Raw genomic sequence first — 16,108 nt, forward strand, 5'->3', positions numbered from 1 at the left:
ACATGGTGAAATACCAGTTAACATCGGATTGCCGCATGGGGTGCACTCATGTACAAGGCATTCCTCGGATAATTTCAAGATCTGCCTTGGAGTTGCCGGTTTCTTCAGTCAAGGCTTGCTTGAGCAAATTTTGGTGAAGATAAGATCGGCAAGCGTAAAAGAAGTGGCGCTAATGAAGATTGAAGGACGAGTTCTGGTGCTTATGACAGCGATAGCGGGCGTTTCGCTATCCGGCTGCGTTTCTTCGCCAACCTATGGAACCGACAAGACCGCAGGAGCACAGCTCTTTGACGACGTGTCGAATATGGCGAGCTTCGGACAAGGTAAGAACAAGAAAGAGCGGATTGATTACAAGCCGCGTCCCGATCTGGTTCGTCCGGCTCCTGGTGACAAGGGCCAGCTGCCTGCTCCTCAGCAAAGCGTCGCCAGCTCCAACGATCCGAACTGGCCAGAATCACCGGAACAGCGCCGCAAACGTCTGCGTGACGAAATCACTGCGAACCGTGATGATCCGAATTTCGTGTCACCGGTTGTTCAGGATGGTCCGGTGGCGTCTAATATTCAGGCAGCCTTGCCACGCGGTAATAGCCGTCGCGAAGATTATGAATCCCGTACACCGACGTTCGACCCAGCGAAGGTTGCTGCCTACAAGGCCGCACGGGAGCAGCAGACTCAAGGTTCCTCGACGACGCGCCGTTATTTGAGCGAGCCGCCGCTTACCTATCGTGAGCCAGCGTCTACCGCAGCTGTCGGTGAGTTGGGTACGGACGAGGCTCAGAAGGAGCGTGAGCGCAAGAAGGCCGCTGGCAAGTCAAAGGGCTGGCGCGATTATCTTCCTTGGAACTAACTCTTCTTTAAATAAAATGGTTGATGGTAAGCCTCAGTAAATAAAATTTACTGAGGCTTACTTTATTTCGGGTTCGTTTCATTGCTTCGGCTATTCTTTTTTGAAATCATTAAATATTTTTAATGTTGCTGGTTCTGACGTATATTTGATTTCAATCAAAGATTTCCTTCAAGCAGATCGTATCTTGCCAACTTGGGATATAAGGTATGATTTGATGAACAAGATGAACACTATCTGGGATACGCCGTCGCGGTATGGTCTGATCAGCAGAGCTCTTCACTGGCTGATGGCTGTTTTGTTTCTTTGGCAGTTTATGTCCGCAATCCTGCGTGTTGTCGCTAAAGATACAACGATCTATAATATCTTCTGGTCGGCTCATCACCAGCTCGGTTTTGTGCTTCTGGTATTGGTGCTATTGCGCGGAACATGGGGAGTACTGAATTTCGGTCGTCGTCCGCATAAATCAGGTCATGTTGGCAAGCTGGCGACGCTGGGACATCTCGTTATCTATGGACTGATGTTCGCAGTTCCAGCCTTGGCGCTGTTGCGTACATATGGCAGTGGGCGAGGTTTCTCGTTTCTTGGTGTTCGGATTTTCGAGCAAACAGGCGTGCAGAATGCCGCACTAACCGCTCCCGGTAATGTACTGCATGGTTTGTTGGGGTGGGTGTTGCTTGCGGCGGTCTTTGGGCATGTCTTGATGGCACTTTTTCATCATTTCGCACTACGGGATGATACGCTGCGCTATATGACTGGACGCAAGGTCTTGAATTAGCGCTTATCGCGGAAGAAGTCCCGCAGGATTTCCTGCGCGTCTCTCTCGGAGAGGCCCGCGTAGATCTCGGGTGTATGATGGCAGGTGGGCTGCGTAAAAAAGCGTGGCCCTTGCTCCACGCCCCCTCCTTTCGGATCGGAGGCGCCATAATATAGACGACGGATACGGGCAAAAGAGATGGCGGCTGCGCACATCGCGCATGGTTCCAGTGTCACATAAAGATCGCAGTCGATTAGACGTTCGGATTTCAGAGCTTCGCCCGCGTCGCGAATTGCAAGTACTTCAGCATGAGCGGTTACGTCGTTGAGCTCACGTGTGCGGTTGCCTGCCCGCGCGATGACTGTACCCTGATGCACGATGACTGCGCCAATCGGAACTTCTCCGCGTGCGCCTGCAGCTCGTGCCTCTTCCAGTGCGATCTCCATGGGAATCGCCATATTCTGGTTCAGGACTTCGGCACTCTTTTTCACGCGGGTTCCATTTCATGCACTCTTTCGGAAATTTCGCTCGCAAGCCATGGAACGATTTGTTACTGCATATTTCTCGAAATCGAAACCGATTTGCGAACGGATTTATACGGCGTTCCTGTTTCCGGCTGTCCCTTGCCTGTCATTAAAGGTGTAAGGTGACACGGCAGCGCTGCTGAAAGGCCAATACCAGATGACTACAGATGACGATAACAAGGACGGCAAGCGTCCCTATGGCCGAGGAGGGCGCTCCGATCGTCCCGGCCGGACAGACCGGGATAGCCGTCCGCGCCGCGACGACGGTGGACGTGACAAGCCACGAAAATTCGGATCGCGCGGCACTGAAGCGCAGGAGGAGACGAGTGAGCGTATTGCCAAGCGTCTGGCGCGCGCAGGCATAGCTTCGCGTCGTGAAGCTGAGACGATGATTGCGGCTGGCCGTATTGCTGTGAACGGCAAGGTGCTGGAAAGCCCGGCTGTCAATGTCAAGCGTACTGACATTATCACGGTCGACGGCAAGCCGTTGAAGCAAACCGAGCGTACCCGTCTCTGGCTGTACCATAAGCCAGCAGGTTTGGTGACGACAAATCGCGATCCTGAAGGCCGTCCAACGGTTTTTGAGGCGTTGCCAGCAGAAATGCCGCGTGTGCTGTCGGTCGGTCGGCTTGATATCAATACCGAAGGGCTTCTTCTTCTGACCAATGATGGCGGGTTGTCACGCGTTCTGGAGCTGCCGTCCACCGGATGGTTGCGCCGCTATCGTGTGCGGGCTCATGGCAAGGTCACCCAGCCGCAACTGGATGAACTGAAGAACGGCATAGCGGTCGATGGCGTGTTCTACGGCAGCATTGAAGCCGAACTTGAACGCGTACAGGGTGCGAACGTCTGGATTTCCATCGGGTTGCGTGAAGGCAAGAACCGCGAAGTGAAGAACATTCTCGGTGCGCTGGGCCTTACGGTCGGGCGGCTTATCCGTGTTTCGTTCGGCCCGTTCCAGCTTAGTGATCTTGAAGAAGGCGCCGTTCGCGAAATCAAGGGGCGTATTCTGCGGGATCAGTTGGGTGACAAGCTGATCGAGGAATCGGGCGCAGATTTTGATGCCCCTGTTCTCAATGAGTTTTCCAACACCGCCGTGCAGGGCCGCACTCGCCGTGAGATGGAAGAAACTCAGCCGGAGCAGGAAGGCGAAACCCGCCGGGCACCGCGTGAGCGTGAATGGATTTCCAGTCGCCCCGAACGTCGTCGCGGACGGGAAGACAAGACAGAGAAGGTCGAGCCACGCCGTCGTGGAAACGCCAATGTCTGGATGGCTCCCGGTGCGCGACCCAAGGGCGAAAAGGCGGCTGCAAAGCCTCCTCGTGTAGAGCACCAGGTTCCGCATCGCTCGGCAAAGTTCAGTGGCGACCTGCAAATGCGGCCGCGCCGGGCTGGGGAAGAGGAGCAGGGTCGCGGCCGCGAAGACGGCGGCGAACGCCGCTACAACAAACGACCGGAAGGCCGTTTTGACAAGGATTCCCGTCCACAACGTCCGCGCCCGGAAAGAAATCGTTCGGAAGAAGGACGTCCGGAGCGCCGCGAGCCGCGTGAGGATGGACGCAAGGAACGTCGTCCCGGCAAGCGCGAACGTGCGGAATTGCGCGATACGGAAGGGCGCTCTGCAGAGCACGGTAAAGGTGGCTTTGAGGGTCGTAAGACGGGTAAGCCGGGCGGGCCGCGTGGAGAAGGCCGTTTTGGTGCTTCCGACCGTGATACGCGTTCAGGTCCGCGCAGCAGCGGACCGGGCAACAAGACTCGTCGTTTTGATGATCGCCCGAACGATGGCCCGCGTCGGGGACCGGGAAGCAAGCCGGGTGGTAAACCTGGTGGAAAGCCGGGAGGCGGCAAGTCAGGCGGTGGCAGAACTGGAGGCGGCGGTGCGGATCGTCGGCGGTAAGTTCCGTGGGCGAGTGCTCGTAACACCTTCGACCAACGCCATTCGTCCCACCACTGACCGCACTCGCGAGAGCCTGTTCAATATTCTCGCGCATAATTTCCTCGACAAGGTGGAGGGCGCGCGCGTCCTCGACCTGTTCGCGGGAACTGGCGCGCTCGGTTTGGAGGCTTTGTCGCGCGGCGCGCGCTATGCGACCTTCGTGGAAGAATCCGTAGAAGGACGGGGATTGTTGCGCCAGAATATCGAAGCTTTCAGTCTTCAGGGGCATACCAAAATTTTGCGGCGCGACGCTTGCCAGCTAGGTATTGTCGGCACGATGGAGCCGTTTGACCTGGTTTTTGCGGATCCTCCCTATGGACGTCGAATGGGTGAAAAGGCTTTTTTATCAGCGCTTCAGGGCGGCTGGCTTAATCCTGACGCACTTTTGGTGCTTGAAGAAGATGCTGAGGCGGCGCTCGAACTCGATGAACGATTCGTCGTGCTGGAAGAGCGCAACTACGGGGGCACGATTATTCGGCTGATCCAGTTGAAAGCCGCCGGTTGAATTAGCGGACGATTCCGTTCGCATAAAATATAACAAGTCGCCCGGAACAACCGAGCGAAGATGAAACCGATTGGAGATGTCGCTTGGTGAAAACCCCCTCACTCCGGCGCTTGCTGCTGTCTACCGCCTTGGGTTTCGTGCTGGCTTTACCAATGGCAAACGGTGTTGTCCGGGCAGAAAGCCAACCTGCCGCTACTACTGAAACGCAACCAGCGCCTCCGTCGCCACCAGCTACTGAACAAGCGGCGCTTCCAGAAATTATCCAGTCGGATGGAGTCAGTCACTTCACATTGCCAAATGGTTTGGAAGTGGTCGTTATCCCCGATCATCGCGCTCCGGTCGTGACCCAGATGATCTGGTACCATGTGGGATCGGCCGATGAGGCACCCGGCGTTTCGGGTATTGCGCATTTCCTCGAACATCTGATGTTCAAGGGGACGAAGAACCATCCAGCTGGTGAGTTTTCGGCGAAAGTTGCCTCCATCGGCGGGCAGGAAAACGCCTTCACGTCTTATGATTATACGGCCTATTTCCAGCGTGTATCTCCCGAAGCGCTGGAAATGGTGATGCAGTTCGAGTCGGACCGGATGGAAAATCTGGTGCTCAACGAAGAAGCCGTCAAAACCGAGCGGGACGTCATTCTGGAAGAGCGCCGCATGCGGGTCGATTCCAATCCCGCGTCGATGCTGATGGAAAACGCCGACGCTGTCCTTTTCTATAACCATCCTTATCGCAAGCCTGTCATTGGCTGGCAGCAGGAAATGGAAAAGCTAAGCCTCAAGAACGCCATCGACTTTTATCAGCAATATTATACACCGAATAATGCGACGCTTGTTATAGCCGGAGACGTTTCGCCAGAACGCGTGCGTGATCTGACTTTGAAGACATGGGCAAACGTGCCGAAACGAGCCGAAGTTCTGCCGCGTGAGCGTCCGCAGGAACCCGCGAAGCACGCCGCGCGCGTCGTGACGCTGCATGATGAGCGTGTCAGCACGCCTTCTTTCCGAGTGTCTTGGCTCGTACCATCCTATGCGAATGAAAAGCGGTTTCCGAATGTGAAACCGGGGGATGCCCCCGCTCTTGATCTTTTAAGCGAAATTCTTGGCGGTTCGTTACGTTCGCGCCTTTATCAGGAATTGATCGTCAAGCAGGGTATTGCTGCCAATACGGGCGCGAGCTATGGCGGCGATGCGCTCGATGACGGTACGTTTTCCGTTTATGGTGCACCACGCAATGGCGCTACGCTTGGCGATGTTGAAAAGGCTGTTGATACCGAAGTTGCGCGGATCATCAAGGATGGCGTCAGCCAGACTGAGCTCGATCAAGCTCGCAATCGTTTCCTGAAAGCGGTTATCTTTGCACGCGACAGCCAGACAGGTATGTCCCGGATTTATGGCTCGTCGCTGTCTGTAGGACAGACGGTCGACGATATCCAGAAATGGCCGGAGGTCATCAAGGGTGTCACCGTCGACCAAATCAAGGATGTGGCGACGCGCTATCTTGTCAAAGACCAGTCGGTAACCAGCTACTTGCTTCCACCCGACGCCGAGCCGGAAAGCGCTCGCGAGAACCCGGCCGCGTCAACAGAGGGCGCCGATGGCAATGGTGCTGAGGGAGCAATCCAGTGAAGAACATTCTTATGTTGAACTTCAAACGTGTTTTCGGCTTTCGCTATGCCAGTTCCGCTGTGGGTATTCTTGCGGCATCCATGACATTGTTGATCGTATGTGCCTTGCCGGCGCGCGCAATAGAAATTCAGGAAGTTGTTTCGCCAAAGGGCATTCATGCTTGGCTGGTAGAAGACGATTCAGTTCCGCTTGTTTCCATGCGGTTCTCATTCAAGGGTGGCACATCACAGGATCCTTCAGGCAAGGAAGGGTTGGCTAACCTCATGACTGGGCTGTTCGACGAGGGCGCCGGCGACCTGAAATCGGATGCATTTCAGGAGAAGATCGACAATCTGGGCGCGGAAATGAGTTTTTCTGCAACGCCCGATTCTGTTTCGGGCGGCATTCGCATGCTCGCGGAAAATCGTGACGCAGTAACGAGTTTGCTTGCTCTTGCCGTCAACAAGCCTCGCTTCGACCAGGATGCAATCGACCGTATTCGACAGCAGGTGGTTGCAAGTATCGAATCATCGCAACGTAATCCTTCGACGATTGCATCGCGTAAATTCTCCGAAGTTCTCTACGGCAACCATCCTTATGCGCGTCCCGATGACGGCACGGTGAAGTCGCTGCAATCGATCACGCGTGACGATCTGCTGAACTTTCATCGCAAGAATTTTGCACGTGACCGCCTGACCATTGGCGTAGTGGGTTCCATCAACGCAAAGGATCTTGGTGCGTTGCTGGATAAGGTGTTCGGTGATCTGCCTGCGATGGCCGAACTGGTTCCCGTACCGGATGCCAAACTGGCACTCGGCACCACGACCAGTCTCAATTTCGATATGCCGCAGACCTCGATCAGTTTCGTCTATCCGGCTATTCCGCGCAAAGATCCCGAATTCTTTGCAGCCTATCTGATGAATCATATTCTGGGAGGCGGCTTTACCTCGCGACTCTATGCCGAGGTGCGCGAAAAGCGCGGTCTTGCCTATTCGGTGTCGTCATCTATGGTCATGCGTGATCATGTTTCAGCGCTTATGATTTCGACCGCAACCCGTCCCGATAAGGCGCAGGAATCCCTGAAGATCATTCGTGAACAGGTTGCTGCAATGGCTGCCGAGGGACCGACGGAAGAGGAACTTGCTGCTGCAAAAAACTTCCTCAAGGGGTCTTACGCAGTCAACAATCTGGACTCGTCTGCAGCAATCGCTGAAACTCTCGTCAGCTTGCAGGAAGCAGAACTTCCGCGTGATTATATCGACAAGCGCTCGGAGTTGATCGATGCTGTAACGCTGGATCAGGTCAAGGCTATTGCCAAGAAGCTGCTTGAAGCGGAACCGGCAATACTGATTTTCGGTCCAGCCCAAAGCTAAAAGGTGCCAAATTGGAAAAGGCAGTGCCGTCATCACCCCGAATTGCCGTCGCTTTCGGCGGAGGAGGGGCACGCGGCATTGCTCATATCCATATCGTTGAAGTACTTGACGAACTTGGTATCAGGCCGGTTGCAATTGCAGGCTCTTCGATAGGCTCGATCGTCGGCGCTGGCATGGCGAGCGGTATGACCGGCAAGGAAATTCATGAATATATGGCAGCGATTTTCAATCGCCGCTCCGAAGTCGCCAAGCGCATGTGGCAGACTCGACCGGCTCGCTGGGTAGAGTTACTGAAGGGTGGGCTACGCGTCAGCCAGTTCAACATCGAAAAGGTGCTGGACGTCTTTTTGCCTGTCAGCTTACCAGCCAATGTAGAAGAATTGAAAATCCCGATGAGCATTACGGCGGCGGATTTCCATGCCGCTCGGGAAATTCATATTCGTGATGGCGATCTACATTCCGCCATTGCAGCGTCCTGCGCCATACCGCCGGTGTTCGCTCCGGTGCGTAGAAATGACCGCATTCTGGTCGATGGCGGATTATTCAATCCAGTACCCTTTGATTTGCTGTTCGATGAGGCCGATATTGTCATAGGCATTGACGTTGTTGGCACCCCGGTCGGACCTGACGACTATATGCCAACGACGTTCGAGGCGGTGATCGGCGCGAACCAGCTGACGATGTGCTCCATCATCGAAAACAAATTTCGCATTCGCCCTCCGCACATTTTCATTCGCCCTAATGTCGAGCGGATTGGGCTTCTCGATTTCCTGAAGTTCGAGCAAATCTTGTCACAAAGCGCCAGCGTTCGTGACGAACTGAAACGCGCTATCGAACTGGCACTTGAGGGGAAAGTGGTGCCGATAAACTCAACTCTTGCTACCTGAATTTATCGGCGTCTTTATATGATTGCTATTCCGCCGGAATCGGTGATCCGACTGTGTCACTTGACGATGCCGCGGGCACGATATCATCTGCACCTTTGTCGATGCGCTGGCCTTCGCGAGCTGGTTTGACCAGAGGCTCTGGTGTGACCGGCTTGTTGAAAAGCAGATGGCGCCCGGCCAGAATTCCTTCCGAAGCCTGCACGTGGAGACGGTCTTCGTCGCGCTGGCGCACATCTTCGCGAATTCCGTAGGCTCGCGTTTCGGCTATGCCGAGCCCCTCAAGCGTCCGCTGACCGAACAGCAGGCCGGATTCAAATGTTTCGCGGAGTTCATATTCAACGCCTTGCGCTCGTAATTGCAACGTATGTTCGCGATCATAGGAACGAACGAACAAACGCACGTCCGGATATTCGGATTGTATGAGATTGACGATGTGGTTAGTCGTTTCCTTCTTGTGAGTACAGACGGCGACAATCTTTGCTTTTCGAATTCCTGCGGCTTCCAGGACGTCCTTGCGGGTGCCGTCACCGAAGTAAATGCGGAAGCCAAATTTTCCCGCTGCACGGACACGGTTGGGCGAACTGTCAATCACGGTTACGTCGATACCACCGGCAAGAAGAATCTGCGATGCAATCTGCCCGTATCGTGAAAAGCCGATCATCAAGACGTCAGAACCTGCACCTTCATAGTTCTCTTCAATGACGTCGACAGTCTTATCCTTGATAAGCAGCTTCGACCCTATCGCGACAGAAAGCGGCGTCAGAGCCATGGATACGGTGACGGCGGCCACGAGCTCGGAACCAAGAGCGCTTGAGATAATGGCTGCAGCCGAGGCTGCCGAGAACAGAACGAAAGCAAATTCACCGCCCTGCGGCAGAAGAAAAGCGATCCGCACTGCATCGTTATGGCTGGACCGGAAGATGCGGCACAACAGATAGATGATGGCGATTTTGGTGGCCATGAAGATGGGCACTGCAAGAAGGATAATCTTCCAGTATTGCAGGATCACCGTGAGGTTGAGCGACAAGCCGACCGCAACAAAGAACAATCCAAGGAAAATACCGCGAAAAGGTTCGATGTCCGCTTCCAGTTCGTGTCGATAGGACGATTCTGCAAGCAGAACGCCTGCAATGAATGCGCCCATGGCCATCGAAAGGCCTGCAGCCTGAAGTAGGCTGGCTGATCCGAGTACCACAAAGAGCGCTGCGGCGATCATTACTTCGCGGGCGCCTGTGTTGGCAATAATGCGAAACATCGGATTGATGAGATAGCGTCCTGCAATCACCAGCGCCGCTATGGCTGCGATAGCTGTGGCGAGATGGAATCCTGCACTCGCCTGTGACGGTTCGTTTGGCGAAAGTGCCGGAATAATTGCAAGGATCGGCACGATCGCAAGGTCCTGGAACAGCAGGATCGAAAAAGCACGCTGGCCGTGTTTCTGGTTCGTTTCGGCCCGGTCCTCCAAAACTTGCATCGCAAATGCCGTAGACGAAAGCGCAAGACCGAAACCGATGATGATTCCTGCTTCAGGGCTGAGGCCCGCAAAATAGATGCCAAGAGCGGTCAGAGCTGCTCCACAAATCAGAACTTGGGCGGTGCCAAGACCGAAGATCGATTGGCGCAATGCCCAAAGTCTTGAGGGCTTCAGCTCCAGTCCGATAATGAAGAGAAGAAAGACAACCCCGAGCTCGGAGAAGTGCAGAAAATCTTCTCCGTCTGCAATCAGGCGAGCTACAGGTCCAATCGTGATGCCTGCCGCAAGATAGCCGAGGACTGTGCCAAGCCCTAATCGTTTGAACAGCGGCGCAGCGATAATTGCACCACCCAAAATCATCAGACACTGTAGGTAGAGACTTCCGCCAGTTGCAACCATGCCAAGCTCTTGGAATTTGGAGAAATGTAGGAGGACTTGCCTTGAAGCCCTTGGATTTCGGCAATATAGAAACAAGATATGGCTGTAATCAGCCCGATGTCGAACAATTTGACGATATTTTTTAGCAAGTCCCGGTTTCGGTCCCGCTGCAAATTGTAGTGCAAGGTTGAACCGTGATAAACTTGGGAAACTCGGATTATATAATGATTTCAGATAATTCGGCAGAGAAACTTGTTGATCGAGCAGCCGCTCTCGTGGCTGCGGCCAAACGTGCCGGTGCGGATCAGGCTGACGCAGTCGTGATGCGTGCGCGGTCCGTAAGCGTGTCGGTGAGGCTGGGTAAGGTTGAGGGAACCGAATCGTCGGAAAGCGACGATTTCGCTCTGCGCGTTTTTGTGGGGCGTCGCATTGCGAGTGTTTCAGCAAATGCGAGCGCCGACCCCGACCGTCTCGCTGAGCGGGCGGTGGCCATGGCGCGTGTTGCGCCGGAAGACCCTTATGAACAACTGGCCGATCCAATGCTGCTTGTGGTTTCGCCTCGTGATCTTGATCTCTACGATTCAACGGAAATCGATTCCGAACGTCTGACAGAGGATGCGCTTGTGGCGGAAGCTGCGGCGCTTGCCGTTAAAGGTGTGACAAATTCGGGTGGTGCTGGCGCTTCGCGCAGTCTGGGTGGTCTGGTGCTGGTCACGTCCACCGGGTTTTCAGGCCAATATGCTGCCACACGCTTTGGACGATCGGTCTCGGCGATTGCAGGCGAGGGCACGAAAATGGAGCGCGACTATGATTTTAGTTCGCGACTGCATTTTTCCGATCTTGATACGCCGGATGATATTGGGCGTCGCGCTGGCGAACGCGCTGTGCGAAGGCTGGGTGCGCGTCAGGCAAAGACGGGGCCGGTTACTGTTGTCTTTGATCCTCGCCTTGCACGCGGTATTGCGGGACATCTTGCAAGCGCCATTAACGGCGCTTCGGTTGCGCGCAAGACGAGCTTTCTTCGCGACAGTCTCGGCAGACAGATTCTCAAGCAGGGTATAAACGTTACCGACAATCCGCTGCGTGTGCGTGGTTCTTCTTCGCGTCCGTTCGACGGCGAAGGGATTGAGGGGCAGCCGTTGACGATGGTTGAAGACGGCGTTCTCAATCATTGGTTGCTTTCTGGGTCGAGCGCCCGCGAGCTCGGTTTGCGAGGCAATGGTCGCGGTGTTCGTTCTGGCTCCAGCGTTTCTCCAGCATCGACCAATTTTGCTATCGAACCCGGTTCACAGTCACCGGAGGAATTAATCCGTGCAATCGGCACAGGTTTTTATGTAACGGAGGTGTTTGGGCAGGGCGTTGACATGATAACGGGCCAATATAGCCGCGGCGCGTCGGGGTTTTGGATCGAAAATGGCGAGCTCGCCTATCCCGTTAGCGAAGTGACGATCGCTTCGAACCTCAAGGACATGTTCCTCAATATGACACCAGCGTCCGATATCGACCGAAATTTCGGGATGACGGCGCCGACACTCGTAATCGAAGGCATGACCCTTGCCGGAAACTGACAAACAAAACGACATTTCCGGGGAGCTGGCGCTTCTGCGTGATGCTGCGCGTGAAGCCGGACGTATCGCGATGCGCTACTTCGGTCGTTCTCCGGAAGTCTGGCTGAAGGATGGTTCATCGCCCGTCAGTGAAGCCGACCTGGCTGTTGACCGCTATCTGAAGGATGTCCTTTTGAAAGCGCGGCCGGATTATGGCTGGATATCTGAAGAGACCGTTGATGAACGAGTGGCTCAAAAACGTAGCCGCGCCTTTGTCGTCGATCCGATTGACGGCACCCGTGCCTATATTGCAGGACAGGATCAATGGTGTGTTAGCATAGCCATTGTTGAAAAGGGCCGCCCGTTGGCCGGCGTCCTGGAGTGTCCAGCGCGTACAGAACTTATCGAGGCTGGTAAAGGCATCGGCGCTTCGCAAAATGGTGCTGCCATTCATGTCAAGTTACCGTCGTCAGGTGAACAAGTCACCATCGCATCAGCCCGCAACATGGTGACGGCACTCTCGGAAAGCTGGCGGGACCGTGCAAAGGTTCACCCCTATGTTCCCTCTCTCGCTTACCGTATTGCGATGGTGGCACGCGGAGATATAGCAGGCACCTTCATTCGGCCAAATTCGCATGATTGGGATCTGGCAGCAGCTGATCTGATCCTGAGTGAGTCGGGCGGGGCAATCCTGACAAGCGATGCCTTGCCGATCACATATGGTGGTCCGACGTTGAGCCATGGTGCTCTCGTTGCCGCCAGCGGGGACCTTCTGCAAGAAATGTTGAGTGTTGTCGCGGGCTGACCCTTGGGTTAATCATGCCGCGAACCAAATTTGTTCAGGGATAATTGTCATGAGCGTCGAAGGCGACAAAAAGCAGCTTCTTCATCTGGTGTTCGGCGGTGAGCTGAAAAAGCTCGGTACTGTTGAGTTTCGCGATCTTGAGAACGTCGATATCGTTGGCATCTACCCGGATTACGAGTCGGCCAAGACGGCGTGGAAGTCGAAAGCCCAGCAAACCGTGGACAATGCTCATATGCGTTATTTTATCGTGCACCTGCATCGGTTGCTCGATCCTGAAGGCATAACGCTGAAGGCGGATTGAGCAGTTTGCCTGCTCCCGGCCGGTATCGGATGCAAAGCGGAGATAGCCCGGGTCGGACCACCGGGCATAAGAAGCAAGGGTTCGCGAAACGCCTCTGGCGGCGTATTCGCGGGCCGTTGGCGCAGTCTGCCGTGGTTAAAGCCATACTGGTCTGGCTGATCACTACCTATTTCAAGTTCGTCTACAGCACCAATTCGCGTCTGAAAGAATCAGCTGACCCTCAAGCACTGGTTGGCAAGGACGATCCTTTCATCGTGACGTTCTGGCACGGGCAACATCTCATGGGACCGTTCATCTGCCCTAAAGGAATTGAACTGGTTGCCATGTTCTCGAGAAGTGCCGATGCGGAGTTGAATGCTCGTGTTGCGGAAAAACTCGGATTATTGACGGTACGAGGTTCCGGAGGACGAGGTTCTCGCTCCAAGCCGGAAAAAGGTGGGGCGCGCGCGCTTCTGACATTGAAGAATGCGCTAAAGAAAGGCCAGTCGGCGTCGATAATTGCAGACATTGCTCATGGCAAGGCGCGTGAAGCCGGAGAAGGTATCATTTTATTGGCGAAATTGTCCGGTCGTCCGATAATACCGGTTGCTTATGCTTTCTCACGGAACCATGTTTTGGAAAAGTCCTGGGACAAGACGGCGATTCCGCTGCCCTTTGGGCGTTCGATTATCGTGCGCGGCGACAATGTAAGGGTCGACGCGGATGCCGATGAAACGCAATTGGAAGAAAAACGCATGGAGCTAACGCGCCAACTCAACGACGCGACCGCCAAGGCCTATGCCGCGTTGGAGAAAGCGAAATGAGCGAACGCTGGGCGCGCAATATGTTGGCTGCCTACCGCGCACTCGGCTCTGCGGCCTACCCTTTTATGGGGCCTTACATCGCTTATCGTGCATCGCGCGGCAAGGAAGAGCGTATGCGCCGCGGCGAGCGCTACGGCAAATCCGCCATCGCACGCCCGCAGGGACCGGTAATCTGGGCCCACGCGGCAAGCGTGGGTGAAACTGTTGCGATTACGCCATTGATTGAGCGGATTGCCGCAACGGGTATTCATATCGTGTTGACGACAGGTACTGTGACGTCGGCAAAAGTTGTAGCGGATCAGTTGGGTAGCAAGGTTATTCATCAATATGCGCCGCTGGATTTGCAACCAGCGGTCAACAAGTTTCTCAACCATTGGAAACCTGATCTTGCCATTGGTTGTGAGTCCGAAGTCTGGCCTGCAACCGTACTTTCGCTTGGCAGTCGCCATACGCCGCAGGTTCTGGTCAATGGGCGCATGTCTGACCGCTCCTTCGCTGCCTGGCAGAAAAGACCGGCACTGGCCGAAGCGCTCTTTGAAAATTTCGCCTATGTGGTTGCACAGTCGGAACTTGATGCAGATCGCTTTCGGACGCTGGGAGCGCGACCGGTCAGTGTTTCAGGGAATCTCAAGGTCGATACGAATCCTCCGCCAGCCGATCCGCAGGCTCTGGCCGCGTTGCAACGCCAGATCGGTGGACGGCGGACATGGGCCGCAATTTCTACCCATGACGGTGAAGAAGCGATCACGGCGGAAGTTCATCAGATGCTGAAAGTACGCTATCCTCATCTCATCACGATTATTGTTCCGCGTCATCCGGATCGCGCTCCGGCCATTGAGGCTATGCTGGTGGAAAAAGGGCTCAAGGTTGCGCGTCGCAGCGCTAATGAGCCGATTGAAGCCGATACCGATATCCTGCTGGGAGACACTATCGGGGAGATGGGGCTTTACCTCCAACTGACTGAAATAGCCTTTATTGGCAATTCGCTGACCAAGGAAGGCGGACACAACCCGCTGGAACCGGCGATGATGGGGACTGCCGTGCTAACTGGACGGAATGTCCAGAATTTCCGTGAGTCCTTTCAGCGTCTCATCAAGAATGGTGGCGCGCGCATTGTGAAGGATCGCAATATGCTCGCGGGCGCGATCAATTTCCTGTTCAACAATCCTCAGCATCTCCGTGCCATGATCAATGCAGGAGTGAGCACGGTCAGGGATATGCGCGGTGCACTGGACCGTACACTTGTCGCACTCGAGCCGTTTATCCAGCCCTTGATCCTGCAGGCACAGTTACCTGGCAATCGCAATGAGGCTGCCTATCAGACGGGCGGTCACTGAGCATGGTGAGTGAAGCGCCGCCTTTCTGGTGGGAAAAACCTGACTGGCGCGCTTTGTCTTTGGCGCCTGCTGCCTGGCTCTACGGAGTGGTGGCAGGGCGTCGACTTTTGAAAGCGGAACCACCAAAAATTTCTCTGCCGGTCCTTTGTGTGGGCAATTTCACCGTAGGCGGAGCGGGAAAAACGCCGACCGCGATTGCTTTCGCTGCTGGCGCAAAGGCACGAGGCCTAAACCCCGGCATCGTGTCACGCGGCTATGGCGGCGCTTACAAGGGACTACACGTTGTTGATCCCGCGCACGACAGTGCGCGTTATGTCGGGGATGAGCCACTCCTGCTGGCACGTCATGCCTCGGTGACTCTTTGTCCTGATCGGCTAAAGGCGGCTCGCCATTTACAGACGCTCGGTTGCGATTTCATCGTCATGGATGACGGTTTCCAGAGTGCGCGGCTTTTTGCCGATTTTTCGCTGCTGGTTGTGGATGCCGTGCGTGGTATTGGCAATGGAAAGGTCATACCGGCAGGTCCCCTGCGTGCTCCGCTAACAGACCAGATGCGTAAGACCGACGCTTTGCTGCGTATAGGCAAGGGCGATGGTGCTGATTTCGTCATCCGTCAAGCGGCACGGGCTGGTCGGCCGATATATGAAGCGCAGCTTGAACCCTCGTCGTCCGCTCCGGTAGCGGGCAATCGATGGCTCGCATTTGCGGGTATAGGCAATCCAGAAAAATTCTATGCAAGTGTTGCACAGGCAGGCGGTGAGATTGTGGAGGCGCGCTCGTTCCCCGATCATCACAGTTTTGAAGCGGATGATATTCGCAACCTGATGGACACAGCTCGCCGTCAGGGATTGGGATTGATTACAACAGCCAAGGATCAGGTGCGTCTGGCAACGATGATTGGCGTTCCTGCCGGCTTTCTGGCAAAACTCGCGGTTCTCGATGTCGATCTCAAATTTGACCGCAACGACGGGCTTGACCACATTCTGGATACAGTCATCGAACGTTTCAAAAGCCGTGTTGCGAGCTAATT

15 protein-coding genes are annotated in these 16,108 nt (G+C 55.0%); 13 read left to right on the forward strand and 2 right to left on the reverse strand.

Annotated elements, in window-relative coordinates; all coding sequences use genetic code 11:
- The first annotated feature begins 172 nt into the window (after positions 1–172).
- Both HWX93_RS07840 and HWX93_RS07845 read left to right on the forward strand, forming a co-directional pair.
- Positions 173–847, forward strand: a complete 675-nt coding sequence (locus HWX93_RS07840) for a hypothetical protein (RefSeq protein ID WP_109986834.1) — start codon at positions 173–175, stop codon at positions 845–847.
- Positions 848–1,061: 214 nt separating this feature from the next.
- Complete coding sequence (locus tag HWX93_RS07845) at positions 1,062–1,622, forward strand: cytochrome b (RefSeq protein ID WP_109986835.1); 561 nt, start codon at positions 1,062–1,064, stop codon at positions 1,620–1,622.
- On the opposite strand, the gene HWX93_RS07850 is transcribed toward HWX93_RS07845, so the two are convergent.
- Positions 1,619–2,047: a nucleoside deaminase gene (locus HWX93_RS07850; protein ID WP_276313505.1), complete on the reverse strand. Its 429-nt coding sequence runs from the start codon at positions 2,045–2,047 to the stop codon at positions 1,619–1,621. The two genes, HWX93_RS07845 and HWX93_RS07850, sit on opposite strands and share 4 nt — an antisense overlap.
- 235 nt (positions 2,048–2,282) lie before the next feature.
- Between HWX93_RS07850 and HWX93_RS07855 the strand changes: the two genes are divergently transcribed.
- The 5 genes from HWX93_RS07855 (at position 2,283) to HWX93_RS07875 (ending at position 8,433) form a co-directional block, all read left to right on the forward strand.
- Positions 2,283–4,022 carry a pseudouridine synthase gene (locus HWX93_RS07855; protein ID WP_176037046.1) on the forward strand — a complete coding sequence of 580 codons (1,740 nt, stop codon included), beginning with the start codon at positions 2,283–2,285 and terminating at the stop codon, positions 4,020–4,022.
- Positions 4,003–4,566: a 16S rRNA (guanine(966)-N(2))-methyltransferase RsmD gene (gene rsmD, locus HWX93_RS07860; protein ID WP_109986938.1), complete on the forward strand. Its 564-nt coding sequence runs from the start codon at positions 4,003–4,005 to the stop codon at positions 4,564–4,566. Before HWX93_RS07855 ends, rsmD begins: the two co-directional genes overlap by 20 nt.
- Positions 4,567–4,652: 86 nt before the next feature.
- Positions 4,653–6,194: a M16 family metallopeptidase gene (locus HWX93_RS07865; RefSeq protein ID WP_176037127.1), complete on the forward strand. Its 1,542-nt coding sequence runs from the start codon at positions 4,653–4,655 to the stop codon at positions 6,192–6,194.
- A gap of 11 nt (positions 6,195–6,205) precedes the next feature.
- Entirely contained in the window at positions 6,206–7,546 is a 1,341-nt protein-coding gene (locus HWX93_RS07870; protein ID WP_235969087.1) for a M16 family metallopeptidase, read from the forward strand.
- A gap of 11 nt (positions 7,547–7,557) precedes the next feature.
- Complete coding sequence (locus HWX93_RS07875) at positions 7,558–8,433, forward strand: patatin-like phospholipase family protein (protein ID WP_109986839.1); 876 nt, start codon at positions 7,558–7,560, stop codon at positions 8,431–8,433.
- 25 nt (positions 8,434–8,458) lie between these two features.
- Here HWX93_RS07875 and HWX93_RS07880 read toward each other — a convergent pair whose 3' ends face one another.
- The gene (locus HWX93_RS07880) at positions 8,459–10,306 is read right to left on the reverse strand and encodes a monovalent cation:proton antiporter-2 (CPA2) family protein (protein WP_176037047.1); all 1,848 of its coding nucleotides are present in this window, start codon (positions 10,304–10,306) and stop codon (positions 8,459–8,461) included.
- Between the two features lie 203 nt (positions 10,307–10,509).
- Between HWX93_RS07880 and HWX93_RS07885 the strand changes: the two genes are divergently transcribed.
- The 6 genes from HWX93_RS07885 to lpxK are packed head-to-tail and all read left to right on the forward strand — an operon-like array spanning position 10,510 to position 16,106.
- Positions 10,510–11,853: a TldD/PmbA family protein gene (locus HWX93_RS07885; protein ID WP_176037048.1), complete on the forward strand. Its 1,344-nt coding sequence runs from the start codon at positions 10,510–10,512 to the stop codon at positions 11,851–11,853.
- On the forward strand, positions 11,840–12,637 hold the full coding sequence (locus HWX93_RS07890) for a 3'(2'),5'-bisphosphate nucleotidase CysQ (RefSeq protein WP_176037049.1): 798 nt from the start codon (positions 11,840–11,842) through the stop codon (positions 12,635–12,637). The genes HWX93_RS07885 and HWX93_RS07890 overlap by 14 nt, the downstream gene beginning before the upstream one ends.
- Before the next feature lie 49 nt (positions 12,638–12,686).
- On the forward strand, positions 12,687–12,938 hold the full coding sequence (locus HWX93_RS07895) for a DUF4170 domain-containing protein (protein ID WP_176037050.1): 252 nt from the start codon (positions 12,687–12,689) through the stop codon (positions 12,936–12,938).
- A 29-nt stretch (positions 12,939–12,967) separates the two neighbouring features.
- The gene (locus tag HWX93_RS07900) at positions 12,968–13,741 is read left to right on the forward strand and encodes a lysophospholipid acyltransferase family protein (RefSeq protein ID WP_176037128.1); all 774 of its coding nucleotides are present in this window, start codon (positions 12,968–12,970) and stop codon (positions 13,739–13,741) included.
- Positions 13,738–15,078 carry a lipid IV(A) 3-deoxy-D-manno-octulosonic acid transferase gene (waaA, locus tag HWX93_RS07905; RefSeq protein ID WP_176037051.1) on the forward strand — a complete coding sequence of 447 codons (1,341 nt, stop codon included), beginning with the start codon at positions 13,738–13,740 and terminating at the stop codon, positions 15,076–15,078. Before HWX93_RS07900 ends, waaA begins: the two co-directional genes overlap by 4 nt.
- 2 nt (positions 15,079–15,080) lie before the next feature.
- Complete coding sequence (lpxK, locus tag HWX93_RS07910; RefSeq protein ID WP_176037052.1) at positions 15,081–16,106, forward strand: tetraacyldisaccharide 4'-kinase; 1,026 nt, start codon at positions 15,081–15,083, stop codon at positions 16,104–16,106.
- Positions 16,107–16,108: the final 2 nt, after the last annotated feature.

Source organism: Brucella tritici, assembly GCF_902825325.1.
In the GTDB taxonomy this organism is placed as follows: Bacteria; Pseudomonadota; Alphaproteobacteria; order Rhizobiales; family Rhizobiaceae; genus Brucella.

What these genes read in the sequence shown, in the direction of transcription:
- waaA (WP_176037051.1), top strand. Translation starts at nt 13,738, where the DNA reads ATGAGCGAACGCTGGGCGCGCAATATGTTGGCTGCCTACCGCGCACTC.
- HWX93_RS07850 (WP_276313505.1), bottom strand. Translation starts at nt 2,047, where the DNA reads ATGGAGATCGCACTGGAAGAGGCACGAGCTGCAGGCGCACGCGGAGAA.
- HWX93_RS07880 (WP_176037047.1), bottom strand. Translation starts at nt 10,306, where the DNA reads ATGGTTGCAACTGGCGGAAGTCTCTACCTACAGTGTCTGATGATTTTG.
- HWX93_RS07870 (WP_235969087.1), top strand. Translation starts at nt 6,206, where the DNA reads ATGTTGAACTTCAAACGTGTTTTCGGCTTTCGCTATGCCAGTTCCGCT.
- HWX93_RS07895 (WP_176037050.1), top strand. Translation starts at nt 12,687, where the DNA reads ATGAGCGTCGAAGGCGACAAAAAGCAGCTTCTTCATCTGGTGTTCGGC.
- HWX93_RS07845 (WP_109986835.1), top strand. Translation starts at nt 1,062, where the DNA reads ATGAACAAGATGAACACTATCTGGGATACGCCGTCGCGGTATGGTCTG.
- HWX93_RS07900 (WP_176037128.1), top strand. Translation starts at nt 12,968, where the DNA reads ATGCAAAGCGGAGATAGCCCGGGTCGGACCACCGGGCATAAGAAGCAA.
- HWX93_RS07855 (WP_176037046.1), top strand. Translation starts at nt 2,283, where the DNA reads ATGACTACAGATGACGATAACAAGGACGGCAAGCGTCCCTATGGCCGA.
- HWX93_RS07840 (WP_109986834.1), top strand. Translation starts at nt 173, where the DNA reads ATGAAGATTGAAGGACGAGTTCTGGTGCTTATGACAGCGATAGCGGGC.
- lpxK (WP_176037052.1), top strand. Translation starts at nt 15,081, where the DNA reads ATGGTGAGTGAAGCGCCGCCTTTCTGGTGGGAAAAACCTGACTGGCGC.
- HWX93_RS07885 (WP_176037048.1), top strand. Translation starts at nt 10,510, where the DNA reads ATGATTTCAGATAATTCGGCAGAGAAACTTGTTGATCGAGCAGCCGCT.